Source organism: Rodentibacter ratti, assembly GCF_002000485.1.
GTDB lineage: Bacteria > Pseudomonadota > Gammaproteobacteria > Enterobacterales > Pasteurellaceae > Rodentibacter > Rodentibacter ratti.
The window spans coordinates 99,929-126,894 of record NZ_MLAJ01000005.1; the positions used below are offsets into that span (position 1 = coordinate 99,929).

28 protein-coding genes are annotated in these 26,966 nt (G+C 40.3%); 13 read left to right on the forward strand and 15 right to left on the reverse strand.

Annotation, left to right across the window (positions count from 1 at the left end; genetic code table 11):
- Window positions 1-65 precede the first annotated feature (65 nt).
- Window positions 66-1,586 (forward strand): catalase, encoded by a 1,521-nt coding sequence (locus tag BKG94_RS05470; RefSeq protein ID WP_077435008.1) that lies wholly within the window; start codon window positions 66-68, stop codon window positions 1,584-1,586.
- 61 nt (window positions 1,587-1,647) lie between these two features.
- On the opposite strand, the gene BKG94_RS05475 is transcribed toward BKG94_RS05470, so the two are convergent.
- Together BKG94_RS05475 and proA are read right to left on the reverse strand one after the other, a co-directional pair.
- On the reverse strand, window positions 1,648-2,301 hold the full coding sequence (locus BKG94_RS05475; protein ID WP_077435010.1) for a hypothetical protein: 654 nt from the start codon (window positions 2,299-2,301) through the stop codon (window positions 1,648-1,650).
- Window positions 2,302-2,366: 65 nt separating this feature from the next.
- Window positions 2,367-3,620: a glutamate-5-semialdehyde dehydrogenase gene (gene proA, locus BKG94_RS05480; RefSeq protein WP_077435012.1), complete on the reverse strand. Its 1,254-nt coding sequence runs from the start codon at window positions 3,618-3,620 to the stop codon at window positions 2,367-2,369.
- Window positions 3,621-3,790: 170 nt separating this feature from the next.
- Between proA and BKG94_RS05485 the strand changes: the two genes are divergently transcribed.
- Window positions 3,791-4,348: a YtfJ family protein gene (locus BKG94_RS05485; RefSeq protein WP_077435014.1), complete on the forward strand. Its 558-nt coding sequence runs from the start codon at window positions 3,791-3,793 to the stop codon at window positions 4,346-4,348.
- A gap of 32 nt (window positions 4,349-4,380) precedes the next feature.
- Here the strand turns inward: BKG94_RS05485 and BKG94_RS05490 are convergent, their stop codons facing one another.
- Window positions 4,381-4,560: a zf-HC2 domain-containing protein gene (locus BKG94_RS05490; RefSeq protein ID WP_077435016.1), complete on the reverse strand. Its 180-nt coding sequence runs from the start codon at window positions 4,558-4,560 to the stop codon at window positions 4,381-4,383.
- 9 nt (window positions 4,561-4,569) lie between these two features.
- Window positions 4,570-5,118 (reverse strand): sigma-70 family RNA polymerase sigma factor, encoded by a 549-nt coding sequence (locus BKG94_RS05495; RefSeq protein ID WP_077435018.1) that lies wholly within the window; start codon window positions 5,116-5,118, stop codon window positions 4,570-4,572.
- Between the two features lie 114 nt (window positions 5,119-5,232).
- Between BKG94_RS05495 and BKG94_RS05500 the strand changes: the two genes are divergently transcribed.
- A complete protein-coding gene (locus tag BKG94_RS05500; protein ID WP_077435020.1) occupies window positions 5,233-5,517 on the forward strand; it encodes a hypothetical protein in 285 nt (94 codons plus the stop codon).
- A 345-nt stretch (window positions 5,518-5,862) separates the two neighbouring features.
- Here the strand turns inward: BKG94_RS05500 and BKG94_RS05505 are convergent, their stop codons facing one another.
- The 4 genes from BKG94_RS05505 to BKG94_RS05520 form a co-directional block, all read right to left on the reverse strand.
- The gene (locus tag BKG94_RS05505) at window positions 5,863-6,333 is read right to left on the reverse strand and encodes a redoxin domain-containing protein (RefSeq protein ID WP_077435022.1); all 471 of its coding nucleotides are present in this window, start codon (window positions 6,331-6,333) and stop codon (window positions 5,863-5,865) included.
- 115 nt (window positions 6,334-6,448) lie between these two features.
- A complete protein-coding gene (locus tag BKG94_RS05510) occupies window positions 6,449-7,090 on the reverse strand; it encodes a cytochrome c biogenesis protein CcdA (protein WP_077435024.1) in 642 nt (213 codons plus the stop codon).
- 57 nt (window positions 7,091-7,147) lie between these two features.
- Window positions 7,148-8,215, reverse strand: a complete 1,068-nt coding sequence (gene msrAB, locus BKG94_RS05515; protein WP_077435411.1) for a bifunctional peptide-methionine (S)-S-oxide reductase MsrA/peptide-methionine (R)-S-oxide reductase MsrB — start codon at window positions 8,213-8,215, stop codon at window positions 7,148-7,150.
- Between the two features lie 313 nt (window positions 8,216-8,528).
- A complete protein-coding gene (locus BKG94_RS05520; protein WP_077435026.1) occupies window positions 8,529-9,191 on the reverse strand; it encodes a trimeric intracellular cation channel family protein in 663 nt (220 codons plus the stop codon).
- A 98-nt stretch (window positions 9,192-9,289) separates the two neighbouring features.
- Here BKG94_RS05520 and BKG94_RS05525 point away from each other — a divergent pair, with 98 nt between their 5' ends.
- On the forward strand, window positions 9,290-10,093 hold the full coding sequence (locus tag BKG94_RS05525; RefSeq protein WP_077435028.1) for a hypothetical protein: 804 nt from the start codon (window positions 9,290-9,292) through the stop codon (window positions 10,091-10,093).
- Window positions 10,090-10,962 (forward strand): DMT family transporter, encoded by an 873-nt coding sequence (locus BKG94_RS05530; protein ID WP_077435030.1) that lies wholly within the window; start codon window positions 10,090-10,092, stop codon window positions 10,960-10,962. Before BKG94_RS05525 ends, BKG94_RS05530 begins: the two co-directional genes overlap by 4 nt.
- 35 nt (window positions 10,963-10,997) lie before the next feature.
- Here the strand turns inward: BKG94_RS05530 and BKG94_RS05535 are convergent, their stop codons facing one another.
- Window positions 10,998-11,216, reverse strand: a complete 219-nt coding sequence (locus tag BKG94_RS05535) for an HP1242/YdcH family protein (RefSeq protein WP_077435032.1) — start codon at window positions 11,214-11,216, stop codon at window positions 10,998-11,000.
- Between the two features lie 254 nt (window positions 11,217-11,470).
- Here BKG94_RS05535 and serS point away from each other — a divergent pair, with 254 nt between their 5' ends.
- Window positions 11,471-12,760 carry a serine--tRNA ligase gene (gene serS, locus BKG94_RS05540; RefSeq protein WP_077435034.1) on the forward strand — a complete coding sequence of 430 codons (1,290 nt, stop codon included), beginning with the start codon at window positions 11,471-11,473 and terminating at the stop codon, window positions 12,758-12,760.
- A gap of 55 nt (window positions 12,761-12,815) precedes the next feature.
- On the opposite strand, the gene tpx is transcribed toward serS, so the two are convergent.
- From tpx to serC, 3 genes are read right to left on the reverse strand one after another with little or no spacing between them, the layout of a single operon-like run.
- On the reverse strand, window positions 12,816-13,313 hold the full coding sequence (gene tpx / locus BKG94_RS05545) for a thiol peroxidase (protein WP_077435036.1): 498 nt from the start codon (window positions 13,311-13,313) through the stop codon (window positions 12,816-12,818).
- An 8-nt stretch (window positions 13,314-13,321) separates the two neighbouring features.
- Window positions 13,322-14,431 (reverse strand): histidinol-phosphate transaminase, encoded by a 1,110-nt coding sequence (hisC, locus tag BKG94_RS05550; protein ID WP_077435038.1) that lies wholly within the window; start codon window positions 14,429-14,431, stop codon window positions 13,322-13,324.
- 58 nt (window positions 14,432-14,489) lie between these two features.
- Window positions 14,490-15,584 (reverse strand): 3-phosphoserine/phosphohydroxythreonine transaminase, encoded by a 1,095-nt coding sequence (serC, locus tag BKG94_RS05555; protein WP_077435040.1) that lies wholly within the window; start codon window positions 15,582-15,584, stop codon window positions 14,490-14,492.
- Window positions 15,585-15,774: 190 nt separating this feature from the next.
- On the opposite strand from serC, the gene BKG94_RS05560 reads away from it, so the two are divergent.
- Window positions 15,775-16,116, forward strand: coding sequence for a DUF496 family protein (locus BKG94_RS05560; protein WP_077435042.1), 342 nt, complete (start codon window positions 15,775-15,777; stop codon window positions 16,114-16,116).
- Between the two features lie 65 nt (window positions 16,117-16,181).
- Here BKG94_RS05560 and folK read toward each other — a convergent pair whose 3' ends face one another.
- The 3 genes from folK to dksA form a co-directional block, all read right to left on the reverse strand.
- Window positions 16,182-16,658, reverse strand: a complete 477-nt coding sequence (gene folK, locus BKG94_RS05565) for a 2-amino-4-hydroxy-6-hydroxymethyldihydropteridine diphosphokinase (protein WP_077435044.1) — start codon at window positions 16,656-16,658, stop codon at window positions 16,182-16,184.
- Window positions 16,655-17,968 carry a polynucleotide adenylyltransferase PcnB gene (pcnB, locus tag BKG94_RS05570; protein WP_143538912.1) on the reverse strand — a complete coding sequence of 438 codons (1,314 nt, stop codon included), beginning with the start codon at window positions 17,966-17,968 and terminating at the stop codon, window positions 16,655-16,657. The genes folK and pcnB overlap by 4 nt, the downstream gene beginning before the upstream one ends.
- 229 nt (window positions 17,969-18,197) lie before the next feature.
- Window positions 18,198-18,635 carry an RNA polymerase-binding protein DksA gene (dksA, locus tag BKG94_RS05575; RefSeq protein WP_077435048.1) on the reverse strand — a complete coding sequence of 146 codons (438 nt, stop codon included), beginning with the start codon at window positions 18,633-18,635 and terminating at the stop codon, window positions 18,198-18,200.
- A gap of 268 nt (window positions 18,636-18,903) precedes the next feature.
- Between dksA and BKG94_RS05580 the strand changes: the two genes are divergently transcribed.
- Genes BKG94_RS05580 through uvrC form a run of 6 tightly spaced genes read left to right on the forward strand, consistent with a single transcriptional unit; the run spans window position 18,904 to window position 26,961 of the window.
- Entirely contained in the window at window positions 18,904-21,285 is a 2,382-nt protein-coding gene (locus BKG94_RS05580; RefSeq protein WP_077435050.1) for a DNA internalization-related competence protein ComEC/Rec2, read from the forward strand.
- Window positions 21,286-21,324: 39 nt separating this feature from the next.
- Entirely contained in the window at window positions 21,325-23,088 is a 1,764-nt protein-coding gene (gene msbA / locus BKG94_RS05585; RefSeq protein ID WP_077435052.1) for a lipid A ABC transporter ATP-binding protein/permease MsbA, read from the forward strand.
- A 59-nt stretch (window positions 23,089-23,147) separates the two neighbouring features.
- Entirely contained in the window at window positions 23,148-24,146 is a 999-nt protein-coding gene (lpxK, locus tag BKG94_RS05590) for a tetraacyldisaccharide 4'-kinase (RefSeq protein WP_077435054.1), read from the forward strand.
- The gene (locus BKG94_RS05595; RefSeq protein ID WP_077435056.1) at window positions 24,139-24,318 is read left to right on the forward strand and encodes a Trm112 family protein; all 180 of its coding nucleotides are present in this window, start codon (window positions 24,139-24,141) and stop codon (window positions 24,316-24,318) included. Before lpxK ends, BKG94_RS05595 begins: the two co-directional genes overlap by 8 nt.
- A gap of 50 nt (window positions 24,319-24,368) precedes the next feature.
- Window positions 24,369-25,133 carry a 3-deoxy-manno-octulosonate cytidylyltransferase gene (gene kdsB, locus BKG94_RS05600; protein ID WP_077435058.1) on the forward strand — a complete coding sequence of 255 codons (765 nt, stop codon included), beginning with the start codon at window positions 24,369-24,371 and terminating at the stop codon, window positions 25,131-25,133.
- Window position 25,134: 1 nt separating this feature from the next.
- Window positions 25,135-26,961, forward strand: a complete 1,827-nt coding sequence (uvrC, locus tag BKG94_RS05605) for an excinuclease ABC subunit UvrC (protein WP_077435060.1) — start codon at window positions 25,135-25,137, stop codon at window positions 26,959-26,961.
- Window positions 26,962-26,966: the final 5 nt, after the last annotated feature.

Below are 26,966 nucleotides of genomic sequence, written 5' to 3' on the forward strand. Positions count from 1 at the left end.
TCGTTGAAACCTTTCTATATAATGCGCAGGAAATTTACTTCAACTACACAATAGAGGAGCATCCTATGACTTCAAAATGTCCTTTTTCTCATTCAACACCTTTAACAATGGGAAATGGCGCACCTGTCGCTGATAACCAAAACAGCTTAACCGCAGGTCCTCGTGGTCCATTGCTTGCACAAGATTTATGGCTTAACGAAAAATTAGCGGATTTCGTCCGTGAAGTGATTCCTGAGCGTCGCATGCACGCAAAAGGTTCAGGTGCATTTGGTACCTTTACCGTAACACACGACATCACCAAATATACCCGTGCAAAAATCTTTAGCGAAGTGGGTAAAAAAACTGAAATGTTCGCACGTTTCACTACCGTAGCTGGTGAACGTGGTGCGGCAGATGCAGAGCGTGATATTCGTGGTTTTGCATTAAAATTCTATACCGAAGAAGGTAACTGGGATATGGTGGGTAACAATACACCGGTGTTCTTCTTACGTGACCCACGCAAATTCCCGGATCTCAACAAAGCAGTAAAACGCGACCCACGAACCAATATGCGTTCAGCGACCAATAACTGGGATTTCTGGACATTATTACCTGAAGCATTACACCAAGTGACTATCGTAATGAGTGATCGTGGTATCCCTGCAAGCTATCGTCATATGCACGGTTACGGTTCGCATACTTATAGCTTCTGGAATGAAGCGGGCGAACGTTTCTGGGTTAAATTCCACTTCCATACTCAACAAGGTATTAAAAACTTCACAAATGAAGAAGCGGCAGAGTTAATCGCAAATGATCGTGAAACTCATCAACGTGATTTATATGAAGCGATTGAGCGTGGTGATTTCCCGAAATGGACAATGTTTATCCAAGTGATGCCGGAAGCCGATGCAGAAAAAGTGCCTTACCATCCGTTCGATCTAACTAAAGTATGGCCGAAAAAAGACTATCCATTAATTGAAGTGGGTGAGTTTGAACTTAACCGTAACCCTGAAAACTTCTTTGCAGATGTCGAGCAATCTGCCTTCGCACCAAGCAATTTAGTGCCGGGAATCGGTGCAAGCCCAGATAGAATGTTACAAGCTCGTTTATTCAACTATGCTGATGCACAACGTTACCGTTTAGGTGTGAATTTCCGCCAAATTCCGGTAAATCGTCCTCGTTGCCCGGTTCACAGTAACCAACGTGATGGTCTAGGTCGTGTAGATGGTAACTATGGCAGCTTACCGCATTATGAGCCAAACAGCTTTAATCAATGGCAACAACAACCGGACTTTGCTGAACCACCACTTCGCATTAACGGTGATGCAGCATTCTGGGATTATCGTCAAGATGACAACGACTACTTCAGCCAACCGCGTGCATTGTTTAACTTAATGAACGCAGAGCAAAAACAAGCGTTATTCAACAATACCGCAGCGGCAATGGGCGATGCACCTGATTTCATCAAATACCGCCATATCCGTAACTGTCACTGGTGTGATCCTGCATACGGTGAAGGTGTGGCAAAAGCATTAGGTTTAACCGTAGAAGATGCGTTGAAAGCTCGTGATACAGACCCTGCATTAGGTCAAGGTGGCTTATTATAATGCGCTGAATAAGCAAAATGAGCAAAAAGGTTGATGTCAAAATGACATCAACCTTTTTTATTTATTGCGCCGACAGCATTGGGTAAGCGTTGATAAAATCCGGTAAGCGATAGGCTTTACTAAAAATCAAGGTGTAAGTATTCCGATCATTATTGACGGCGACGGTGTCAGGAATTGGCTCGTCCAAGCCAAAACGCCAAGGTTGATTGCCTATACGTATAATCAAATAGTCATTGCTCACTTCAAAAGGTCCTTCATAAGGTTTTCCTGCAATCGCCACGGTTTTGTATTCAATGGGTAAATTCACCGAACCATAAACGGTTTTCCAAAAGAAATAAGGCGAGGCGGTCGGGTTTAAAATAGAACGGTTGGTGCCTTCTTTCTGTGTCAATTCAACCACTTTTCCATCAGCTAGAACAAGGCGATGTTGTCCCGGTTCTAAAATAAGTTTTTGGGTTTGATGAGCGGCAAGGGTGATCTCTTTTTCATCTAACTTGAACGTAATGGCTGTGTTTGTTGGATTATCTGCATAAACAATGTTCTTATCGTACCATGCGACAAGATCTTCCGCTTCAAAAGGAAAATATTTTGCAACGAGCGAAACCACAAAATTTCGTTTTCCGTCGTCAGCATTGTCAGCGGTTGCAGAAGGTTGTACAGCAGCGATGCCGATTAAGGCGACAATGATAATAAGTAATGAAAGTAATTTTTTCATAAAATGCTCCTAAAAATCACCGCACTTTATTGGTGGAGAGAAAGCAAGTGCGGTTGAAATAACGATTATTTTCTTGTGGTGTAATTTCCTTCACACACCCATTTATAGGTGGTGAGGGCTTCTAATCCCATAGGGCCTCGGGCGTGGAGTTTTTGTGTGCTGACGGCAACTTCCGCCCCTAATCCAAATTGTCCACCATCAGTAAAGCGCGTACTGGCATTCACATAAACTGCAGACGCATCCACTTGCTTTACAAATTGGCGTGCTAGAGATTGGGAGGCGGTTAAAATACTTTCAGAATGTTGCGTACCATATTCCTGAATATGAGAGATTGCGGCTTGGATATCCTTGACGATCACCACATTGAGATCAAGAGAGCCCCATTCTTCACGTAGTTGCTGTTCTGTGACTTCGCTCACTTCAGCAGCCGCTTGTTTTAAGATATCAAGTGCGGTTGATTTTGCGTGATATTTTACGTTTTTCGATGCAAGCTGTGCCACGAGTTTAGGTAAGAATTCAGCGGCAATGGACTCTTGTACAAGCAGGGTTTCTAGCGTATTACAGGTGCTTGGACGCTGGGTTTTCGCATTGTCGATGACCAAAATGGCTTGATTTTGATCTGCACTTTCTTCCACAAAGGTATGACAAACGCCGACACCGCCTACAATCACAGGAATGGTGGAATGCTGTTTACAAAGTTCGTGTAAACCGGCACCACCACGAGGAATAATCATATCCACATAGCGATCCAATTTTAATAATTGCATCACAAGATCCCGATTTGGATCAGTAATAGCTTGTACCGCGAATTTAGGTAATCCGGCTTGCTCAAGGGCATTTTGCACCACTTCCACTAAGATATTATTAGAGAATTGGGTTTCCTTTCCCCCCCGGAGAATCACCGCATTGCCGGTTTTTAAACAAAGGCTTGCTACATCAATGGTAACATTCGGGCGTGCTTCATAAATCGTACCGATCACCCCAATTGGTGTACGGATACGTTCAATTTTTAAACCGCTATCCAGTGTGCCCCCATCAATGATTTTACCCACTGGATCAGCAAGGGAAATCACATGGCGAACGTCATTGGCAATGCTTTGTAAACGCTCAGGGGTAAGCAAAAGGCGATCAATCAAGGCTTCCGACAGCCCGTTTTGTTTTGCCCGTTCAATATCCTTGGCATTCTCGGCTAAAATACGAGCTGCTTGTTGTTCCAACTGCTCGGCAATAATCGTTAAAGCACGGTTTTTTTCCACAGTACTTAATTGTGCCAACACAAAAGCCGCCGCTTTGGCTTGTTTTCCCATTTGTTCTAACATAGTATGTCTCTCTAAAGGTAGAAATAATGATGCGTAGCTTATCTGAAAAATTAAGAAGATTAAATGCTTAATCGTAGGATTTGGAGAAAACCTATATTTCTGGAACTAGAAAGAATGAGGCATTCGCCAAAAGAGCGGTCGTTTTTTTAATGATTTTTAAAGGAAAACAAATGAAAAAACAAATGTTAATTTTTGCATTAGGTTCACTAATGCTAAGCCATTTTGCGTTTGCACATAATTTACAACTTGAACAATCATTGCCGTCAGTAAAAGTTGCGGAATATGGCGAAATTATACTTGCAGGGAAAGAAACCAAATTCCAAACTTGGACATCTTCCTCATTAGTGGGGAAAGTACGGGTGATTCATCATCTTGCAGGAAGAACGGCGGCAAAAGAAAAAAATCAAGGGATGATTGATGCTATTAAAGCTGCTCGTTTTGCGCCAATCCATTACCAGACTACGACTATTATCAATGCTGATGATGCCATTGTCGGCACCGGTATGTTTGTGAAAAGCAGTGCGGAAAAAGGAAAAATAGAAAACCCACATAGTCAAGTGGTGCTGGATGATAAAAGTGCGGTGAAAAAGGCTTGGCATTTGAATGCCAAAGACAGTGCGATAATTGTTTTGGATAAAAAAGGTAAAGTGAAATTTGTGAAAGAAGGAAAATTGTCTCAGACAGATATTCAGGCAGTGATTTCTTTGATAACAGAATTGACTAAGTAATATTTGTGCGGAAGCTTAAAACTTCCGCATTTTTATTTTTGGGAGCTTTTTGCAAATTTTTTCATTAATTGACTTAGCTCGTCACAGTTTTGTTTAAAATTACGGCAATGAGGGCAGGTCACTAAGTGAAGACGTAAACCGACTTTTTCTTGTAAAGTTAATGGACGTTCGTGGGAATCTGAGATGATTCTTGTAGCTTGACGGCAACGCATAGAGGCTCCTTATAATTTTCGAGAAAGACAATGTTGCAGTTGTAAGCGTGCACGATAAAGTGTGGTGTGCAAATTCGATGTGCTTAGCTGCGTTTCCTGACAAATTTCATCTGACGATAATTCTAAAAATTCACGCATCATAAAAATTCGTGCTTGTTGAGCCGGCAGACAAGTCAGGCAGGTTTCAAAAATTAGCCAAAATTCTTCGGTATAAACTTTTTCTTCATGTTCTTTTAAATTACTTGGTGTACATGCCAAATTCCAGTGACCGGCTTCATCAAAGAACGTATTCGGCGAATCTTCCTCTTCTATTTCACTTTCTAAAACAAACCGTCCTTTTTGGCGCAAATAATCAATAATTTTATTTTTTAGAATGGCAAACATCCAGGTTTTAAATGCCGCCTTACGTTTAAAATGCTCGATATTTTTAAACGCACTTAAAAAGGCTTCTTGCACAAGATCTTCTGCAAGCTCATGGTGGTGTAACTGTAATTCGGCAAATTTCAACATCTGTTGTCGAATATCATTCAATTCCTTTTCAGAAATTTGATTAGGCATTTTGCTATTCCTTTAAAAAATTTTGTAAGAAATGAAAAGCTTCTTCGTCTAACATCAATGAATGAATAAAGTTCATTCAAAAAATAATGTATCACTTATAGAAGGAAACTAACAATGAAAAATATCACATTAAAAAGCACAATCATCAGTATAGCGGTTTTATTGGGTGCAACAAGTGTTTATGCCTCATCAATGCATACTGACTGTTCAAAAGACAAAATGGGTTGTGAAAAATCTATGCAAATGAAATCTGATAATATGATGAAAGATGACATGAAAATGAAGTCCGACAATATGATGAAAGATGACATGAAAATGAAGCCCGACAATATGATGAAAGATGACATGAAAATGAAATCCGATAATATGATGAAGAGCAACATGAAAAATAATATGTAGTAAACAACTATTCTGGTTTAATGGTGATCGCTGAGTCGATCACCAAAATCAATCATAAATCAGTTTTACTCTCAGGATAGTTAAAAATACAACGGTATTTGACTTATCCTCTTCCTTATCTCTGTGGCAATAGAGTATTTTTCCTGCCATATTTTATGAAATATAAAGCTTATATTTTTTTCCTCTAAGAATTAATCTGTCTCGGATTTATTGATAATTCATTCATACCGACGCACTTTTACTACAAATAAAAATACCTGTTGGCTTGCATTACTTCAGAAACAGGTATTTATAACATTGTGAGAGGCTTAAATTTTAAAAATTTTTAACCGCACTTATACCTTATTATTGCTCGGCAAATTGGCGAATCTTCTCTGTATTTAAATGTCCCGGTACGGTTTTTTTGATATTTAAATCAGCATCTAAAAATACATTAAAAGGATAACCACGAACACGGGCACGATCAATAATTTCCCCTTTTTCATCCAGTAATACCGTAATATTTTTGTAGTCTAAACCTTTGTACCATTCAATGAAATCAGCCGTTGCTTTTTCACCTTTATGAGAAGGTGAAACGATGGTAATGATTTCAAAATTTTGATGTTGTTCGGCACTGAAATCATCAATCTCCGCCAAACCGGCTAAACAGATGGGACACCATGATGCCCACATTTTGATATACACCGGTTTGCCTTTGTATTGCTCAAGAGTAACAGGTCGATCGTTTAAATCCTTAAGGGGAATGTCTGCTAAGTTGGTTGTTGCGAAAGCCTGAAGGCTGAATGCCATTAATAAGATTGAGAGTAGTTTTTTCATTTGTTTTTCCTTTTTGTTTTGTCATACCAAGGGTATGGGGTTATTCAATTCAAGCCATATTGATGGTTTTTAAAACTGACGATATGGCTTGGTTTAAGAAGCTGCATAGCGAATGCTAGGCTAAGTTATTGGTGATTAATAAAAATCCCATCACAATAATCAAAATTCCGCCAGCGATTTTGAACTTGTTTAAATGTTTATTTAAGCTTTTAGTCCGTTTAAGCAAGCTGTCTGAGAATAGTGAGAACAGCATAAAGGGGGTAGCCAAACCAAAGACATAAACAAGCATCATCGCAGCCCCGTAAAGAGCGGATCCTTCATCACCGGACAGCGCGAGGACAGAGGCGAGAATGGGGCCAATGCAAGGTGTCCAACCAAGACTGAAGGTTAAGCCAAGCACAAATGCTTCAAGTGCGGTGGATTTTCCCGATGTTTTGATTTCCACTAATTTAGTGCGTTCAAGCATATCGATTTTAACGATACCAAGTTGATGAATTCCGAGAATAATCACGATGATACCGGCAATCACACGGGTCGTATCACTGAATAAAATATTGCCTAAAAAACCAAAGCTAAAACCGAGGCTCACAAAGGTAAGTGAAAGCCCTAAAATAAATAAAAAGGTATTGAGGACTTTTTTTCCTCCTTTGCTGAGAATACCGAAATAAATCGGGATAATCGGAAAAATACAGGGGGAAAGAAAAGAGGCAATTCCCGCTAAAAATACCGTACCGATAAGAAGTTGTTGATCTAACATTGTTTAATTTCCTATATTTGTAGGGTGTGCAAAGGTGCTCACACACCCTTGCCAACATTATTTTTTAATAGTTTTCACTAAATACCCATATCCGGCTTTTTCCATTTCGGCCAAAGGAATAAATTTAATGGAGGCACTGTTGATACAATAACGCAAACCGCCTTTATCTTTCGGGCCGTCATCAAATACATGGCCTAAATGCGCATTACCACTACGACTTAGCACTTCAGTGCGTTGCATATTAAAACTGTTGTCCGTTTGATAATGCACGACTTCTTTGGCAATTGGGTGAGTGAAACTTGGCCAACCACAACCTGATTCAAATTTATCATTGGATGAAAACAGCGGTTCACCGGTAGTGACATCAACATAAATGCCCGGCTGGAAGTTATCCCAATATTCATTGCTGAAGGAACGCTCCGTGTGTTTATTCTGTGTCACTGAATATTGCAATGGGGTTAATGTTGCCTTGAGGGTTTCATCGCTTGGTTTTGGGTAATCTTTTTCGTTAATCATTGGTTCGTCTGCCTGTGTAATGTCGATATGGCAATAGCCATTCGGATTTTTTTTCAAATAATCTTGGTGATATTCTTCCGCTTCCGTGTAGTTTTTAAGGGGTTCTACTTCAATTTGAATTTTATTTTTGTATTTCGTTTGAAGTGTGGCAATCGCACGGTCGATTACGCTTTTGTCTGCGCTATCTTGATAGTAAATCCCTGTGCGATATTGTCGCCCTCGGTCATTGCCTTGCTTATTCACACTGGTTGGATCGATCACTTTGAAATAATATTGCAGCAATTTATCCAATGAAATCTGGTTTGCATCGTAAGTTACTTTTACAGCTTCGGCATGATCAGTCACACTTAAAAGAGGATAGCTGGTTTTATCCGTATTGCCATTGGCATAGCCTGAAACCGCATCTTTCACGCCGTAAATGCGTTCCATATAGGCTTCTACACCCCAAAAACAGCCACCGGCTAAATAAATTTCTCGTAGATTTTGTTGAGGTTTAATCATGCTCTTTTGCTCCGTATTTTGCATGGGAATGTTTTTTTCTACTGCCAAAATTGATTGGCTTGAGGCACAAAGTGCGGTTAAAAGTAGAAAGATTTTTGAAAATTTCATCATGGGTCCTCCTTCAATATTCAAGTTATATTGTTTTAGACGAGGCAAGTTTTCATTTCTTACAGATTTTTTGAATTTGCTGTTTGTGGCGTAATAGAAAAGAGACAAGTGCGGTAAAAAATAACCTATTTTTTGTTCATAAACTCCAGAGGCAAGCGGGATTTGGATAAAATTCTTATTTTTCAATTTCCGGTTGAGTTGATAAGAATGATTGTGTCGGTTTTACGGAGACAAAATTGGACCTATTTCTCAATAGGTCCAAGCGTTTTTGGGATAGCAAGCGTTTGCGAAAGATAATTTACAGATGCTGTAATTATTTTGTTTTCTTTGGTAATTTATCTTGTTCTTCTTGCGACAATTCTTGGTAGTTAAATACCGGAAGTCCCCATTCAAAACGAATCGCTAAAACCCTTAATGTAAAACTCGTGATTAAAGTGATTAAGACCGCAATAGTGTGTTCTATTTTGAGAGTGCTAAGTGCGTAGTAAGTGAGGGTAGCAAAAAGCGAGACACTGGCATAAAGTTCTTTTTGGAAAACAAGAGGGATGCGATTGCAGAGTAAATCACGTAATACACCACCAAATGCACCGGTAATACAACCTGCGATACAGACAATCGTGAGACTGTACCCCATATCCATAGCGATTTGTGCGCCGATGATAGAAAATACGACTAATCCCATAGCATCTAACACCAAGAAAATCGTGCGGAAGTAGCGCATAAAATGATTAATAAAAGGTGCAACATAAACAGTTATCACCGCTGCGGTTGCAACAATTAAAAAATATTCCGGGTGTTTAACCCAGCCTAATGGATAATGACCTAATAACACATCACGCACAGAACCGCCTCCAATAGCGGTTACTGAGGCAATAATAATCACCCCGAAAATATCCATTTTTTCTCTACCGGCAGCCAATGCACCGGTCATGCCTTCGGCTGTAATACCGATAATATATAAGATGCTAAGTAACATTTGAGTTCCTAAAGTGCGGTCAAAATCCCGTTCATTCTACTTTAAAACATTGCGGATTTTTAGCATAATGACGCATTATTTTTCTATATTTTTCAATTATGTCAGAACAATCCTCCAAATCTGCCTTACCGCTACTTTCTATACTTACTATTTGTATGGTACTGGCTGTTGATCTTTTTATCTTTGCGTTAAAACCTCAAACACAAGGGATTCCTCATTTGGGGTTAGCGGTGTTGGTGGCACAATTACTTTCTTTACTGGTATTTTATAAAGGTGAAATTTGCCCCGGACAACGAGGGCGACTGGTTAAAGTGAATTTAGCCTTTGCATTATATTGGAGCGTATGGATGGTTGTGAGCATTTTACCCGATTATCATCATACCCTTACCAATATAATGAGCCTGTGCGGTTTATCCGTAGTGTATTTTATTTGGAAACAGCCTAAGGAAGAAAAACTTCGCAACAGTTTCTTGTTGATGGCTACATTAGTTGGCGGTTTGGGCGTACTGGGTTATGTGATATCGCTTAGCCTGCTTCCTTGGGCTGCTTTTGCCGAATATAACCCGATTGCGCCAATTTTGGCTGGGGTGATTCTTGCTCATCTATCTCTTGTTATTGCGAAAAGCCGCTTGCAAGGGTTTATTGCATTATTGCCCTTAGTGATGATTATGTTGTTGATTCTAAATGCCTTGGTCATTTTCATTTTCTTAGTGTTGAATGGCTTGGAAAGTGCGGTTAATTCTGAAAGTATTTTCGCCTATGCAATTTACTTTATTTGTCATTTGGTGATGGCGGCAGTTTTAGCTACGTATAGTATTCAGAAATGGACATTCAGTGTGAATATGTTATTTATTTTGCTCTTTATAGCGGGCTGTTTGCCATTATGGATGGTGTTTGTATGAGGCAAATGCCATCTCATTATGCCTCGGGAATGCTGGTGCTCGGATGTATTTTATTTGGTTTAGGCAGCATCATTGTTAAATTTGTCCCTGTCGGTGGTTATGCTATTGCATTTTGGCGTTTGCTTATCGCTTCGGGAATTTTTTGGTTTTTGATGAAATTAAAACGCCAACATTTCCCAACAAATAGAAAAGCACGGTATTGTGCCGCGCTATCCGGTGTTTTTCTCGCCTTTGATCTGGCTTTTTGGCATGAAAGTATTTACGCCGTGGGGCCGGGCATTTCGACTTTGTTAAATAGTTTACAAATTTTCTTTTTAGCTGTGATTGGATTTCTTTTCTTTGCAGAAAGACAGAGCAAATTGCAGTTATTCAGCCTTGTTTTGGCGGTGGTTGGCGTGGTGTTGATCGCTGGGGAGGAATTACAGCACAATGTTGCAGGCATTTATGGCATCATCATTGGCTTGGTTTCTGCCATCATGTTGGCAGGTTCCATGGTCATGGTGAAAAAAGTCCATCAAGAAGAACCGACAGCCTTATTCCCTTTAATGTTAATCATCAGCTTGAGTGGGGCATTGGTGCTGATTGTTCCTGCTCTACTCTTTAACGCTGACAAACTCTATCCTACGAATTGGCAAGATTGGGGTTTGATCATTATTTATGGCGCTGTTATGCAGTGTGTCGCTTGGGGGATGATTGCTTATGCGATCCCATTACTTTCTTTGGGATTAACCGGGCTATTATTACTTTCCGAACCCGTTGCCGCATTAATTATCGATTATTTTTATTTGCACAAAGAAATTAACCTATGCCAATGGAGTGGTGCGGGTTTGACCTTGTTTGCGATTTATTTAGGTTCAGTGAAACGTTAAAAAAGTGCGGTTAATTTTAACCGCACTTTTGTTTTCTATTCTATTGCTTTCTTTTTCAAGTAAGCATAAAGCTCATCTTTAATTCTTAGTTTTTCTTTCTTTAAGATTTCAATTTCCGTATGGGTTGCAAGCTGAATGTTTTCTTCTTTATTTTTAATATCTTGATCCAGCTCATTATGTTTGTGAAATAGACGCTCAAAATAGGCATCATTATTTTTAAGTTTAGTGATTAAGTCTCTGAATTCGGGAAACATATAAAGCTCCTATAATTGGTAGAGGTGATAAAAACTTTCTTCACTTTACTCTTTTTATAAAAAATTAATAGTGTGGAATCATAAAAGTGTGAGCTGGATCAAAATAAAATTTTTTGTTTAAAAGCAAAAAAGTACGGTTTAAAATTTTTCTAATTTTATAAAATCCTGGTTACCTATTGGCTTTTAACTGGTTTATTTTATCAATCCGCGCTAGAATACGGTCATTTTCATTTCACAAACACTGAGGAAGTTCCATGATTGATCCGAATTTAATCCGTAATAATTTGGCGGACGTTGCAGAAAAACTAAAAATTAAACGTAACTTCATTCTTGATACCGAAAAACTTGTTGCGTTGGAAGAACAGCGTAAAGCCCTTCAGGTTAAAACCGAAACCTTGCAAGCCGAGCGTAATAGTCGTTCGAAAGCTATCGGTGCGGCAAAAGCTCGTGGTGAAGATATCGCCCCATTACTTGCAGAAGTGGATAATATGGGGGAACAATTAAATGAAGCAAAAACTCAGCTTGATGCAGTGTTGGCTGAAATTAATCAAATTGCTTTAAGTATTCCAAATCTCCCGGCAGATGAAGTGCCACTTGGCAAAGATGATACGGAAAATCTTGAAATTTTACGTTGGGGAACGCCGAGAACCTTTGATTTTGAAGTGAAAGATCATGTGACATTAGGCGAGCAAAAAGACGGATTAGATTTTGCCGCGGGGGCAAAATTGGCGGGCGCACGTTTTGCTGTGATGAAAGGGCAAATTGCAAAATTGCATCGTGCTTTAGCGCAATTTATGTTGGATCTTCACACAGAACAACATGGTTATTTAGAAACCTATGTACCTTATTTGGTGAACCATGCGACCCTTTACGGCACAGGACAATTACCAAAATTTGGTGAGGATTTATTCCACACTAACGCTTTAGAAGGGGAACAGCCTTACGCCTTAATTCCAACAGCGGAAGTCCCGGTAACGAATTTAGTGCGTGATGTGATTTTAGATGATAGCGAATTGCCGATTAAAATGACCGCACATACGCCTTGTTTCCGTTCTGAAGCCGGCTCTTATGGCCGAGATACTCGAGGTTTAATTCGTATGCACCAATTTGATAAAGTGGAAATGGTGCAAATTGTGGATCCGGACAAATCAATGGAAGCCCTTGAAGAATTAACCGGTCATGCGGAAAAAGTGTTGCAATTATTGAATTTACCTTATCGCAAAGTATTGCTTTGCACCGGTGATATGGGCTTTGGTTCTTGCAAAACTTATGATTTAGAGGTTTGGATTCCGGCACAAAATACATATCGTGAGATTTCATCTTGTTCTAATATGTGGGATTTCCAAGCCCGCCGTATGCAGGCTCGTTGCAAAGCAAAAGGGGATAAGAAAACCCGTTTAGTGCATACTTTAAATGGCTCGGGGCTAGCAGTAGGGCGCACCTTAGTTGCGGTGCTTGAGAATTACCAGAATGCTGACGGCTCAATTACCGTACCGGAAGTATTGCGTCCGTATATGGGGGGCTTAGAGGTTATCGGTAAATAATACAGGGATAACGATGAAAAAAGTGCGGTCAATTTTAACCGCACTTTTTTGTTGCTTATAACACAGCTACTGCCGAATCATAATTCGGTTCATTTTTAATTTCAGACACCAATTCGCTGTGTAATACTTGGTTGTTTTCATCTAGCACGATCACAGAACGCGCAGTTAAACCGGCAATTGGGCCTGTGGCAATATCCACTCCTAATTTCTCATGAACATCTTTATGGCGGAAAGTGGAAAGAACCTGTACATTTTCAATACCTTCAGCACCACAAAAACGGGATTGAGCAAAAGGGAGATCCGCTGAAATACATAATACAACGGTATTTTCCAAATTCGCTGCACGTTGGTTAAATACACGAACTGATGTGGCACAAACGCCGGTATCAATACTTGGGAAAATATTTAATACTTTACGTTTACCTGAAAAATTTTCTAAGGTGACATCGTTCAGATCTTTATCGGTTAGGATAAGATTATCAATCTTTTCACCTTTTTGTGGAAAATTACCTTTAATTTCAATGGGATTTCCCATCATGGTTACAGTAGTCATAAAAGCTCCTAATTAGCTTGGGTTAAATTTAGCACTTTAATCAGTGCGGTAAAAAATTTGTCGTTTTCGCACGGTAATCCGATACTAATGCGTAAATGGTTCGGCATACCATAGCCCGCAAGCGGGCGCACAATCACCCCTTCTCTCAGTAACGCTTCATAAACCGGGGCGGCAGGTTGTTTAAAATCTATGGTAATAAAATTGCCTTTAGACGGAATATAATCCAAACCGTATTGGTGGCAGAATTGTTCATAGCGGGTCATTTCAGTTCGGTTATTTTCCGCTACTTTTTGAATAAAAGCATCATCATTCATCACTGCGATTGCAGAGGTAAGCGCCAAACTATTGCAGTTAAATGGCTGACGAACTCGGTTTAATAAATCGGCAATCTCAGGATTAGACACCGCATAGCCAATGCGTAGCCCCGCTAACCCATAGGCTTTTGAGAGAGAACGGGAAATAATGAGGTTAGGGTATTTTTTCAATAAACCGAAAGAATCGACCCGTTCTTCAGGAAGTGTGAATTCCGTATAGGCTTCATCTAATACCACAATGATATTTTCAGGTACTTTGGCTAAGAACGCATCAATCTCTTGCTCGGTTAAGAAATTACCGGTGGGATTATTCGGATTTGCGATAAAAATGAGCTTGGTTTTATCGGAAAGTGCGGTCAAAAATCCCTCTAAATGATGTCCCCAGTATTGGGCAGGAATTTCTTTTGCGATGGCATTAATGGCTTTTGTTACAAGGGGATAGACGATAAACGCATATTGTGAATAAATGACTTCATCCTCTTCACCGGCAAAAGTATGGGCGAAAAGTTCAAGCAAATCATTTGAACCGTTACCGAGCGTGATCTGATTGGGCTGAACGCCAAACTTTTTGGCAATGGCTTGTTTTAGCTCAAAACCATTAGCATCAGGGTAGCGGGTGAGTTGATTCAATTGGTTGATAATGGCTTGTTTTGCACTTTCAGGAAAACCGAACGGATTTTCGTTAGACGCCAGTTTGACGATATTGGTAATGCCGAGTTCACGTTCTAGTTCTTCAATGGGTTTGCCTGCTTGATAAGGGGCGAGTGATTTAACCCCGGGATTGGCGATATTAATATATTGCATAGTGTTACATTCATTAAGATTAATGGGCGTATGATGACGCCCATATTGAGGGTTGAATTTATTGTGCTTGTGGGAGATTTTCCTCTTCAAATTTTTTCATAAATTTGATTAATGCTTCCACACCGTCTAAAGGCATTGCGTTGTAGATAGAGGCGCGCATACCACCCAGCACCTTATGACCTTTTAAAGCTTGTAAGCCGGCAGCCGTTGCTTGTGCAACGAATTTTGCGTCTAATTCCGCATCGCCGGTCACAAAAGTGACATTCATTGTCGAACGATTTTCTTTTGCCACCACATTTTGGTAAAGCTGGCTGGCATCAATGTAATCGTAAAGGGTTTTAGCCTTTAATTGATTTCGTTCGGCAATTGTTTTTAAGCCGCCCATTGCTTTGATATGTTTAAATACTAAAGAACACAGATACCAAGCGAAAGTTGGTGGCGTATTGATCATCGAGTCTGCATCGGATTGCGTCGCATAGTTCCAAATAGAAGGGGTTTCTTTACGGGCATGACCGATTAAATCATCACGAATAATGACAAGTGTGATACCGGCAGGGCCGAGATTTTTTTGCGCCCCGGCATAAATGACACCAAATTTACTAATATCAATTTCACGAGACAGAATATTAGAGGACATATCCGCTACGAGGACGGCATTTCCGACTTTTGGGATCTCAAAAATTTCTACACCGCTAATGGTTTCGTTAGGGCAGTAGTGCACATAATCATATTGATCGGCAATATCGCTAAAATCTAATCGGGTAATATGTGTATTATCACCATTTTCAACAATGGTAATTTCATCAATTTCTGCAAAATTACGGGCTTCTTTCGCCGCCGTGGCAGACCAATGCCCGCTGTTTAAATAAAGTGCTTTCCCTTTTTTGCCAATCAAATTCATCGGTAATGCAGCAAATTGACCACGTGCGCCACCTTGTAAAAATAATACACGGTAGTTATCCGGAATGTGATAGACCTCACGCAGATCTTTTTCTGCTTCAGCGATAAGTTCCATAAAATATTTGCCACGATGGCTGACTTCCATCACGGAAACACCTTGCCCTAACCAATTGGTCAGTTCTGCTTGTGCTTGGTGTAATACTTCAGGAAAAATCATTGCCGGGCCGGCACTAAAATTGAAGACTTGAGACATTGTGCTTTCCTTATTTTTAGAAAAATAATGCGTTACGTTTTATCACTAGAAAAGCGGATAATCAACGCTTTTTAGAAAAAACCGTGCTTTTTTTTGATTAAGCCACAAAATTTAAATTTAAGGTTTTGACGAAGGGGGGAAAAAAAGCTAAATTACGGGCAGTTATTTTATCTAAATAGAGAGAGCAATTATGGAAACCGTAAACAAACAATCCTTTCAAGAAGTATTGGAATATGTGCGTATGTATCGTTTAAAAAATAAGCTAAAACGTGATATTGAAGATATCAGCCGTAAAATTCGTGACAACCAAAAACGCGTGTTATTACTTGATAATTTGAACCAATATATTCGTGATGATATGGATATCGAAGATGTACGCGCTATTATTGAAAACATGCGTGATGACTATGAAGCACGTATTGATGATTACACGATTCGTAGTGCAGAACTTTCTACACAGCGCCGCGAAATCAGTGGAAAGATGAAAGAGCAAAAGAAGTCTCATGCAGAATTATTGAAAAAATCTAAATAAACATTACTGCGTAAAAACTCAGTTAAAATAACCGCACTTTGAGGGCATTAAAGTGCGGTTATTTTTTAGATTTTTTTCATTGAATGATCGATAAAATTCGATGCTAATTCAGAGAGTTTTTTCCCATCAGGAAAAATAAGATCCGGTGTAATTTCCAATAAAGGTACAATAACGAATTCCCGATTATACATATCATAATGGGGTATGGTTAGACGTTCATTTTGAATTATTTCATTGCTATAAAGCAGAATATCCAAATCCAATGTCCGTTCACCCCAGCGGCGTAAGCGTACCCGTCCTTGTTCATTCTCAATACGTTGTAATTCATCCAACAACGATAGTGGAGGAAGAGTCGTTTCGATTTTTGCTACTGCATTGACATAATCGGGCTGATCTTGCGGACCAAGCGGTTTACTTTGGTAGAACGAACTTACCGCAATAAGTTGGGTTTGCGGCAAGTTTTTTATTGCTTTCAACGCACTATTAAGCTGTTCTACCGGTGTATTTAGATTGCTACCAAGAGCAATATATGCAGTTATCATTGGTTATTCTCTATCGGTCTTGGTTTACGGCGTTTACGCGAGCGGAAGTATTTTTTCTTCGGTTTTGGGTGTAAGGTTTGTTGCTCTTTTACAAGCTGGTTACGCTGATCGCTATTACTGAATTGATATTCATGCCACCATTTGGCAAGCTCAATGGTATCCCCACCTTCAACTTCAGCGCGCATTGCTAATAGATCGAAAGCTGCACGGAATTTAGGATGTTCCATTACCCGTACAGGTGCAGAGCCGGTACGTTTAAGTAATTGTAACTGCAAAAACCAAATATCACGAATGACTGCAGTATGGCGGCGTGGGGCAGCCAAGGCTTGACAAAATAAATCCAGAACTTCATTACCAGCAAGAGCGTAGGCGTCATGGTTGTTTAATCCACCTTCATTTTTTAATATTTCTACTTTTTCACGCAATGGGTACCAGAAAAATGCAGCAAATAAAAATGCAGGATTAATACGTAATTTATCAGCGACACGTTCGTCAGTTGAGGTAAGCGCAGTCACGATCATACGCTCGGCAAAACTATCTTCTTTTTCCGTAAAAAAAGGTATGAGGCTAGGAAATAGCTGCTCAAATAAGCCGTATTGGCGTAATAACCGATAGGTTTTTACGCCATGGCCGGTTTGTAGTAATTTTAAACTTTCATCAAATAAACGTGCCGGTGGAATATTTTTTAGCAAATGGGCTAACTCGTGAATAGGCTGTTCGCTTGGTTTTTCAAGAAACATATCCAATTTCGCCATAAAACGGATTGCACGTAGCATTCGTACGGGATCTTCTTGATAACGGGTTATCGGATCACCAATTAAGCGTAACTTACCAGCTTTTAAATCTTCAATACCATTGAAATAATCGCGTAACGTATTATCTTGCGGATTGTAATAAAGGGCATTTATTGTGAAATCACGGCGTTCCGCATCTTGTTCAATAGTGCCATAGACATTATCACGCAAAAGCATTCCTTCATGGCTTTGTTTTGCTTGGCGTTCATTACGTGCATCGCTATGATTGGCACGAAAAGTTGCCACCTCGATAATATCGCGGCCAAACATAATATGCGCAAGACGGAAACGGCGACCGACCAAGCGACATTGGCGTTGGAAAATATTTTGAATTTGTTCCGGGCGGGCATTGGTAGCCACATCAAAATCTTTTGGATGTTTGCCCAGTAACATATCACGAATGGAACCGCCAACAATATAGGCTTCAAATCCTTGGCGTTGTAATTTTTCAACCACGGAAAGTGCGTTACGGCTGAACATACGTGGATGAATGCCAAAATTTGCTGCCTTAATCACTCTTTTATCATAGCGATGAAATTGATGGGCTGTATTTTTATTCGCATATTGTTGTGTAACAGGTTGCTCAACTCGTCTAGAATGAGCTTTTGCTTGGGGTGCTTTTTGCTGTAGCACTTTTTTCTTTTTGCCAAACAAATTTTTAATATAAGTAAGAATAATAAACTCCGTTTTTTAAACGCGAAAAGTGCGGTTTTTTTGACCGCACTTTTTCTAAATGAATGGTAAATTAACCCGCAACTTGTTTTTCGCGAATTTCTGCAAGCGTTTTGCAGTCAATACACAAATCTGCCGTTGGACGGGCTTCTAAACGACGAATGCCAATTTCTTCACCGCAAGAATCACAGTAACCAAAATCATCGGTATCCAACTTTTTCAATGTCGCTTCGATTTTTTTCATTAGCTTACGCTCACGATCACGATTGCGTAATTCTAGGCTGAATTCTTCTTCTTGCGTTGCACGATCCGCAGGATCAGGGAAGTTAGCCGCTTCATCTTGCATATGAGCAACGGTACGCGAAGCCTCTTCCACGATTTGTTCGTGCCAGGCCGTTAAGATTTTTTTAAAATGAAGAAGTTGACTTTCATTCATGTACTCTTCATCTTTTTTTGGTTGATATGGTTTTACGCCTGCCAGCTCTAATAAACTTAACGTTGCTTTTGACATATCTCACTCCTAATACAAACAGAATTTAAGCGTGAACTTCACGACTTCCTGTCATTATCATTAATAATTGGTTCTCAACTTTTATTGAGTGTTGAGAAGCCTGTTTTTTTGAGGGCGTTATAAATAACAGATGTTGCCCCTTTTAGCAAACAAAATTTCCTCACTAAAATTATATTTTGCGATCAAGATCTCAAAATTTAAGAGAAATAATTGTTTGTTGATTTAAAAATACATAGTGTGCGCACATTTCGTTCATTGCGCTATTCTCATGCCTATAAATTTGTTTACTTTGGCAATAAGTCTTATTTGTGCTTCATTGTCGTTGCTATTCCTACCTGATTTTATGTTAATCGGTTGGAAACAAACGCTGCTATGTAATTTAATTTTCACTCTGACCGCATTCTTATTCTATTGGTTCAAAAAAATGTGGTGGTTTCATTTTTTCAGTATCTTGAATGTCATTATTTTGGCATCCGGCTATACCCATTCTTTTGCACTGGATTTATTACGACAAGCCGATGAGATGTTGCCGGAGAAACAAAATTTAGTTTTACAAATTGAAAATTTATTACATCAGCAAGAATATCAAATCCTGATCGCTCGCACGGTATTGAACAAAGAGGAGCAACGAATTTTTCTTAATTGGAAGGGAGAAGCAAAACCTTTTTTAGGGGAAAAATGGCAAGGTGAAGTTTCTGTGCGACCGCTTTCTGCAAGATTGAATGGGGGTGGCTTTGATCGTCAACAATGGTATTTCTCGCAAGGCGTCACGGCGAACGGAAGTTTAAAAAGTGCGGTTAAAATTAGTGATGATTTTTCATGGAGGGAGAAAAAATTATGGCGGGCATTAAAACAAACGGAAACTCTTTCTTTACAAGGTTTACTGATCGCTTTAGCTTTTGGGGAGCGGGCATGGTTAGATCGAACTATATGGCAAATTTATCAGCAGACGAATACGGGTCATTTAATTGCAATTTCCGGGTTACATATCGGGTTGGCCATGGGGATGGGATTTTTACTGGCTAGAACCGCACAATTTTTCTTTCCGACCAATAATATTCAACCCGTTTTTCCTCTGTGGAGTGGGGCTTTTTTCGCCTTATTTTATGCTTATCTATCGGGCTTTAGTATCCCTACTTTCCGGGCAATTTCCGCCTTGCTTTTTGTTTTAGTCATACAATCACAACGTCGCTATTATTCAGCTTTCCGACTTTTTATCTTAATCATCGCCTTCCTTTTATTGTGTGACCCTCTTATGCCCCTTTCGACAAGTTTTTGGCTTTCGATAGGGGCAGTATGTTGTCTGATTATTTGGTATCGCTACATCCCGCTTTCTTTATTTCAATGGAAATATCAACATTTTTCACCCAAAGTGCGGTGGATTTTGGGCTTATTTCATTTGCAGTTCGGTCTATTAATGCTGTTTACACCGCTACAACTTCTTTTATTCAATGGAATATCACTGAGCGGTTTTTTTGCCAATTTGGTGGCGGTGCCCTTATACAGTTTTTTTCTTGTCCCAGTGATCTTATTTGCGGTGTTAAGCGATGGTGCATTGTATTCTTGGCGATTGGCAAATTATTTGGCAGAGGGTATTACACAGATTATTACTCTTTTTCAGGGAAGATGGTTTAGCATTTCATTGAATTTATCATTAATTTTAACCGCACTTTTCAGCCTGTTTTTTCTTCTGATCATCCTTGTTATCTATCGTGAAAAAAGGTTTTCGCAAAAGGATTGGAAAATAAAAACGGCAAAATATTTTACACTCGATCTCAATAGGTCATTACCGATAATTTGGAAAAAACAAGCTGTTTGGGGTTCTGTCGGCATTGCTGGTTTATCCTTATTAATCGTCATTATTCGCCAATATCATCAACCGATTTGGCAGCTGGATACCTTAGATGTAGGGCAAGGTTTGGCAACGCTAATTGTCAAGAATGGTCGAGGAATTTTGTATGATACGGGGGCGTCATGGCAAGGCGGTTCAATGACTGAGCTGGAAATCTTGCCTTATTTACAACGAGAGGGAGTCATACTGGATAAACTTATTTTAAGCCATGATGATAATGATCATTCCGGTGGTGCAGAAGTCATTTTAAAAAACTATCCGAATGTAGAGCTCATCACCTCATCTGAAAAAAACTATGGTGAAACTCATCGAGGGCTATGTATTGCAGGGAAAGAGTGGGAATGGCAGGGAATTCATTTTCGCATTCTTTCACCGCAGAAAGTCGTCGCTCGGGCGGGCAATTCGAATTCTTGTGTCATTTTACTAGAAGATGGCAAATATCGTGTCTTGCTTACCGGTGATGCGGAAATAAAAAACGAGCTGATTTTTGCCCGCACTTTAGGAAAAATTGATGTCCTACAAATAGGACATCATGGCAGCAAAACTTCCACAAGTGAGGTTTTACTTTCACACAGCAAGCCGGATCTTGCAATTATTTCAAGCGGACGTTGGAATCCTTGGCATTTTCCTCATCCATCTGTCATTAAACGTCTTAAACAACATAAAAGTGCAGTCGAAAATACGGCGGTTTCGGGACAAATTCGTGTTAGTTTTTACCGTGACAAATGGAAAGTTTCACGCCAAAGGAAGGCGTTTTCTCCTTGGTATGCTCGCCCGATTGGATTATCAACGGAATAAAAGGTACAATGCGACGAATTTTTTCGGACGATAATAACTATGCAGGATCAAAAAATGCAAGATAAAGACCTATCTACGATGCAGACTTTCAAACGTTTGTGGCCAATGATTAAACCGTTCAAATCCGGACTGGTAGTGGCTGCTGTTGCGCTTGTACTTAATGCCTTAGCGGATTCCGGTTTAATTTATTTATTAAAACCCTTACTTGATGAGGGATTTGGTAAAGCCGATCATTCTTTTTTGAAAATGATGGCTTTTGTTGTGGTAGGAATGATTTTTTTACGTGGCGTAAGTAATTTTATTTCTAGCTATTGTTTGGCTTGGGTATCCGGCAAAGTGGTGATGACAATGCGCCGCCGCTTATTCAAGCATCTGATGTTTATGCCGGTGAGCTTTTTTGATCGTAATCCTTCCGGCAAGTTGCTTTCCCGTATTACTTATGATTCTGAAATGATTGCGAGTTCCTCTTCTAGCTCATTGGTAACGATTGTACGTGAGGGGGCTTATATCCTTTCTTTGCTTGCTGTGATGTTTTATACCAGCTGGGAATTAACCTTAGTGTTATTTGTGATTGGACCGATTATTGCCATACTGATTCGTATGGTGTCAAAAATCTTCCGTAAACTCAGTAAAAATTTACAAGATTCTATGGGGGAACTCACCTCTACTACAGAACAAATGTTAAAAGGGCATAAAGTTGTCTTATCTTTCGGCGGTCAGTATGTGGAAGAGGAACGTTTCAATCACGTGAGTAATGATATGCGCCGTAAAGGGATGAAAATGGTCACAGCGGATGCGATTTCCGATCCTGTCGTGCAGATTATTGCTTCTTTAGCTTTGGCTGTGGTGCTTTATTTGGCAACCACCCCATTGATTGCAGATGATAATTTAAGTGCCGGTTCTTTTACTGTGGTTTTTTCCTCCATGCTTGCCATGATGCGTCCGCTTAAATCTTTAACGAATGTCAATTCCCAGTTTCAGCGCGGAATGGCGGCTTGCCAAACATTGTTTGCGATTTTAGATTTAGAACCGGAAAAAGATAACGGTAGCTATAAAGCGGAACCGGCAAAAGGCGAATTAGAATTTAAAAATGTGAGTTTTGCTTATCAAGGTAAAGATGATCTCGCCTTAAATAATATTTCATTCAACATTCCGGCTGGAAAAACCGTGGCATTAGTAGGGCGTTCAGGTTCAGGTAAATCCACTATTGCCAATCTCGTCACTCGTTTCTACGACATTTCACAAGGTGAAATTTTGCTTGATGGAGTGAATATTCAGGATTACCGTTTATCCAATTTACGTCAAAATTGTGCGGTGGTTTCTCAACAGGTGCATTTGTTTAACGATACGATTGCGAACAACATCGCTTATGCGGCAAAGGATAAATACACCCGTGAAGAAATTATTGCTGCCGCCAAAGCAGCTTATGCATTAGAGTTTATTGAAAAATTACCACAAGGTTTTGATACCGTCATCGGCGAGAATGGCGCGAGTTTATCCGGTGGACAGCGTCAGCGTTTAGCGATAGCGAGAGCCTTACTGCGTAATTCTCCGGTATTAATTTTAGACGAAGCGACCTCTGCCCTTGATACGGAATCCGAACGAGCGATTCAATCGGCACTGGATGAGTTGAAAAAAGACCGTACTGTGCTTGTCATTGCTCATCGCTTATCAACCATCGAAAATGCCGATGAAATTTTAGTGATTGAACACGGCGAAATTCGTGAACGCGGTAGTCATCATGAACTGCTTGCTTTAGCGGGTGTATACAAACAACTCCATAGTATGCAGTTTAGCGGTTAAGTTTAACGCGGGTTGAAAAACTCGCGTTATTTTATCCGCACTTTTTAGAGGGAACATTTATGCCATTTTGGTATTCGAATTCCAAACTCGCTTGGTTTCTTTTGCCATTCTCATTTTTATTTTGGCTGATAAGTCAATTTCGCCGAGTTTTATTTAGGCTTGGGCTAAAATCCTCTTATCGAGCGCCGAAACCTGTGGTGATAGTAGGGAATTTATCCGTTGGTGGTAATGGAAAAACACCGGTAGTGGTATGGCTGGTGGAAGAAATAAAAAAACGTGGATTACGTGTAGGGGTGATTTCCCGTGGGTATGGTAGCCATGCGAAAACTTATCCGTTACTCGTCACCGCAGAGACAAATCCCCATGAAGGCGGAGACGAGCCGGTTCTCATCGCTCAACGCACCGGTGTACCGGTGATGATTTCACCAAACCGCCGACAAGCCATTGAGTTACTCTTAAGGCATAAAGATTGCGACATTATTATTTCGGATGACGGATTGCAACATTATCAATTACAGCGAGATATGGAAATAGTAGTGATGGATGCAGAACGAGCTCTCGGCAATGGCTTTGTGTTACCTGCCGGTCCTTTACGTGAATTATCAAGCCGGTTAAAAACTGTGGATTTTGTGATCACTAACGGCGGTAAAAATCAATATTCCGATGCAGTGATGACCTTAGTGCCTCATTATGCGATCAATTTAAAAACTCATGAAAAACGCCCTTTGAGTGCTTTTCAATCAGGCGCTGCCATTGCCGGTATTGGTCATCCGCCACGTTTTTTTACCATGTTGGAAAAATTAGAGATAAATTTAGTGCAAACCCAAGGTTTCCAAGATCATCAACATTTTGATGCAACACAGCTAGAAAAATTTTCGCAAAATCAACCGCTCTTTATGACGGAAAAAGATGCCGTAAAATGCCAAGCCTTTGCCAAAGAAAATTGGTGGTATGTGCCGGTGGAGGCTGAGATGGTGGAAGCGGAAAAACAAGGTGAAAATTTACCGCACTTTTGGAAAAAAATAGAGGCGCTCGTGGAGCGATATAAAAATGCCTGAGCGATTAAACCCAAAATTGCTTGAAGTGATCGCTTGCCCTCGTTGCTTGGCTCGTTTGCAATATGATGCTGAAAATCAACGATTAATTTGTCGCTATGAGCAGTTGGCTTATCCCATTGAAAATGGCGTGCCTCTATTAACTGCGGAAAAAGCGGAAAAGATTGCGGATTAGGTGATTACACATCTGCCGCCCCAGAATTTAAAGTTAAGAAGGAATATCTTATGTCATTTACTGTGATTATCCCTGCTCGTTTTGCTTCCTCCCGTTTGCCGGGAAAACCCCTTGCCGAGATTGCCGGGAAACCAATGATTCAACATGTATTTGAAAAAGCCCAACAATCAGGCGCAAACCGAGTGATTATTGCCACCGATAATGAAAAAGTGGCAGAGGTTGCGCAAGGTTTTGGCGCAGAAGTCTGTATGACATCCGAACATCACAATTCAGGCACAGAGCGTTTAGCGGAAGTGGTGGAAAAGCTTGCCATTCCCGATGATGAAATTATTGTGAATATTCAGGGGGATGAACCCCTTATTCCGCCCGTGATTGTTCATCAAGTGGCGGAAAACTTAGCAAAATTTAAGGTGAATATGGCAACTCTTGCCGTGAAAATTCACGACGCAGAAGAATTGTTTAATCCGAATGTCGTCAAAGTGCTAACGGATAAAGACGGCTATGTGCTGTATTTTTCCCGCTCGGTCATCCCATACGATCGAGATCAATTTATGGGCTTGCAAGATATCACAAAAGCCACCTTGGCGGAGGTTTATTTACGTCATATCGGTCTTTATGCTTATCGTGCCGGTTTTATCAAGAAATATGTGCAATGGGCGCCGACACAGTTGGAAAATTTAGAAAAACTGGAACAATTACGTGTGTTATGGAATGGTGAACGGATCCACGTTGAACTGGCAAAAGAAGTGCCTGCCGTGGGCGTGGATACGGCGGAAGATCTAGAAAAAGTGCGGTCGATTTTAGCGGCGAATTAAGATGTTTGATGCGAAAAAATTTCTGACGGATGTTTCTCACGAACCCGGTGTTTATCGTATGTATGACGATAAAGATCAGGTAATTTACGTGGGCAAAGCCAAGGATTTAAAAAAACGTCTGTCGAGTTATTTCCGCTCCAATCTCAGCAGTAAGAAAACAGAAGCATTAGTGGCGTCTATTCATCATATTGACACCACGATCACTTCTTCCGAAACAGAAGCTTTATTATTGGAACACAATTTCATCAAGCTTTATCAGCCCCGTTATAACGTGCTGTTGCGTGATGATAAATCCTATCCTTTTATTTTATTAACCAAAGAACGCCACCCACGCATTACTGCTTATCGTGGTGCAAAAAAAATTGCCGGCGAATATTTTGGACCTTATCCCCATGCAGGGGCAGTACGGGAAACCTTATCCTTGATCCAAAAATTATTTCCGGTACGACAGTGTGAAAACTCCGTTTATGGCAATCGCTCACGCCCTTGTTTGCAATATCAGATCGGACGGTGTTCTGCGCCTTGTGTATCTGGCTATGTGACAGATGAAGAATATTCACAACAAGTGGAATTGGCCCGTTTATTTTTACAAGGCAAAGATCAACAAGTGTTGGATTATTTGATTGGCAAAATGGATCAGGCAAGTCGGGATTTGGATTTTGAACAAGCCGCGCGTTATCGTGATCAAATCCAAGCGGTGCGATCGGTTATCGAAAAACAGTTTGTTTCCAATGAGCGGTTAGACGATATGGATATTATGTCCATTGCCTATCAACACGGTCTTGCTTGTGTACAGGTGATGTTTATCCGTCAAGGAAAAGTATTGGGCAATCGCAGTTATTTCCCCAAAGTGCCGGCAAATACGGATCTTTCCGAGTTAACGGAAACCTTTGTAGGGCAATTTTATTTGCAAGGACATCAAGGCAGAAGTATTCCAAATCGTATTATTGTGGATCGGAAACTCACGGAAAAAGCAGAATTGGAAACCCTACTCACAGAACAAGCGGGCAGAAAAGTGACGATCCAAGATACGGTGAAAGGGGATAAAAGTAAATATTTACAGTTGGCACAGGTGAATGCAAAAGCCGCACTCGCTACCCAACTCAAGCAATCCTCACGAATGTCCGAGCGTTATCAGGCATTATGCGAATTACTCGGTATGTCGGAAATTAAGCGAATGGAATGTTTTGATATTAGTCATACCATGGGGAATCAAACGGTGGCATCTTGTGTGGTGTTTAATCAAGAAGGTCCGTTAAAATCTGATTATCGGCGATTTAATATTGAAGGCATTACCGGTGGTGATGACTATGCGGCAATGGAGCAAGCCCTCAAAAAACGCTATGACCGTGATTTAGAAGAAGACAAAATTCCTGATGTGATCTTTATTGATGGCGGAAAAGGGCAACTCAATCGTGCTTTGGATGTATTTCAGAATTTGAATGTAAAATGGGATAAAAATCGACCGCACTTAATCGGCGTAGCAAAGGGCGTAGATCGCCGAGCAGGGCAGGAAGTGCTGATTATCAGCAAACAAAATCGTGAAATCCATTTACCTGATGACAGTTTGGCTTTACATTTAATCCAGCATATTCGTGATGAAAGTCACCATCACGCCATTAGCGGACATCGTAAAAAACGCCAAAATGCTTTCACCCAAAGTGGTTTGGAAACCATTGAGGGGGTAGGGGCAAAACGCCGTCAAGCCTTATTGAAATACCTTGGTGGTTTACAGGGCGTGAAAAATGCCACCCTGGACGAAATCGCTTCTGTTCCGGGGATTTCAAAGAAATTGGCAGAGACGATTTATGAAACTTTGAAAAGCTAGTGAAA

Bases quoted from the DNA above. Each gene is read 5' to 3' on its own strand.
- BKG94_RS05470 (WP_077435008.1), top strand. From the start codon at position 66: ATGACTTCAAAATGTCCTTTTTCTCATTCAACACCTTTAACAATGGGA.
- BKG94_RS05475 (WP_077435010.1), bottom strand. From the start codon at position 2,301: ATGAAAAAATTACTTTCATTACTTATTATCATTGTCGCCTTAATCGGC.
- proA (WP_077435012.1), bottom strand. From the start codon at position 3,620: ATGTTAGAACAAATGGGAAAACAAGCCAAAGCGGCGGCTTTTGTGTTG.
- BKG94_RS05485 (WP_077435014.1), top strand. From the start codon at position 3,791: ATGAAAAAACAAATGTTAATTTTTGCATTAGGTTCACTAATGCTAAGC.
- BKG94_RS05490 (WP_077435016.1), bottom strand. From the start codon at position 4,560: ATGCGTTGCCGTCAAGCTACAAGAATCATCTCAGATTCCCACGAACGT.
- BKG94_RS05495 (WP_077435018.1), bottom strand. From the start codon at position 5,118: ATGCCTAATCAAATTTCTGAAAAGGAATTGAATGATATTCGACAACAG.
- BKG94_RS05500 (WP_077435020.1), top strand. From the start codon at position 5,233: ATGAAAAATATCACATTAAAAAGCACAATCATCAGTATAGCGGTTTTA.
- BKG94_RS05505 (WP_077435022.1), bottom strand. From the start codon at position 6,333: ATGAAAAAACTACTCTCAATCTTATTAATGGCATTCAGCCTTCAGGCT.
- BKG94_RS05510 (WP_077435024.1), bottom strand. From the start codon at position 7,090: ATGTTAGATCAACAACTTCTTATCGGTACGGTATTTTTAGCGGGAATT.
- msrAB (WP_077435411.1), bottom strand. From the start codon at position 8,215: ATGAAATTTTCAAAAATCTTTCTACTTTTAACCGCACTTTGTGCCTCA.
- BKG94_RS05520 (WP_077435026.1), bottom strand. From the start codon at position 9,191: ATGTTACTTAGCATCTTATATATTATCGGTATTACAGCCGAAGGCATG.
- BKG94_RS05525 (WP_077435028.1), top strand. From the start codon at position 9,290: ATGTCAGAACAATCCTCCAAATCTGCCTTACCGCTACTTTCTATACTT.
- BKG94_RS05530 (WP_077435030.1), top strand. From the start codon at position 10,090: ATGAGGCAAATGCCATCTCATTATGCCTCGGGAATGCTGGTGCTCGGA.
- BKG94_RS05535 (WP_077435032.1), bottom strand. From the start codon at position 11,216: ATGTTTCCCGAATTCAGAGACTTAATCACTAAACTTAAAAATAATGAT.
- serS (WP_077435034.1), top strand. From the start codon at position 11,471: ATGATTGATCCGAATTTAATCCGTAATAATTTGGCGGACGTTGCAGAA.
- tpx (WP_077435036.1), bottom strand. From the start codon at position 13,313: ATGACTACTGTAACCATGATGGGAAATCCCATTGAAATTAAAGGTAAT.
- hisC (WP_077435038.1), bottom strand. From the start codon at position 14,431: ATGCAATATATTAATATCGCCAATCCCGGGGTTAAATCACTCGCCCCT.
- serC (WP_077435040.1), bottom strand. From the start codon at position 15,584: ATGTCTCAAGTCTTCAATTTTAGTGCCGGCCCGGCAATGATTTTTCCT.
- BKG94_RS05560 (WP_077435042.1), top strand. From the start codon at position 15,775: ATGGAAACCGTAAACAAACAATCCTTTCAAGAAGTATTGGAATATGTG.
- folK (WP_077435044.1), bottom strand. From the start codon at position 16,658: ATGATAACTGCATATATTGCTCTTGGTAGCAATCTAAATACACCGGTA.
- dksA (WP_077435048.1), bottom strand. From the start codon at position 18,635: ATGTCAAAAGCAACGTTAAGTTTATTAGAGCTGGCAGGCGTAAAACCA.
- BKG94_RS05580 (WP_077435050.1), top strand. From the start codon at position 18,904: ATGCCTATAAATTTGTTTACTTTGGCAATAAGTCTTATTTGTGCTTCA.
- msbA (WP_077435052.1), top strand. From the start codon at position 21,325: ATGCAGGATCAAAAAATGCAAGATAAAGACCTATCTACGATGCAGACT.
- lpxK (WP_077435054.1), top strand. From the start codon at position 23,148: ATGCCATTTTGGTATTCGAATTCCAAACTCGCTTGGTTTCTTTTGCCA.
- BKG94_RS05595 (WP_077435056.1), top strand. From the start codon at position 24,139: ATGCCTGAGCGATTAAACCCAAAATTGCTTGAAGTGATCGCTTGCCCT.
- kdsB (WP_077435058.1), top strand. From the start codon at position 24,369: ATGTCATTTACTGTGATTATCCCTGCTCGTTTTGCTTCCTCCCGTTTG.
- uvrC (WP_077435060.1), top strand. From the start codon at position 25,135: ATGTTTGATGCGAAAAAATTTCTGACGGATGTTTCTCACGAACCCGGT.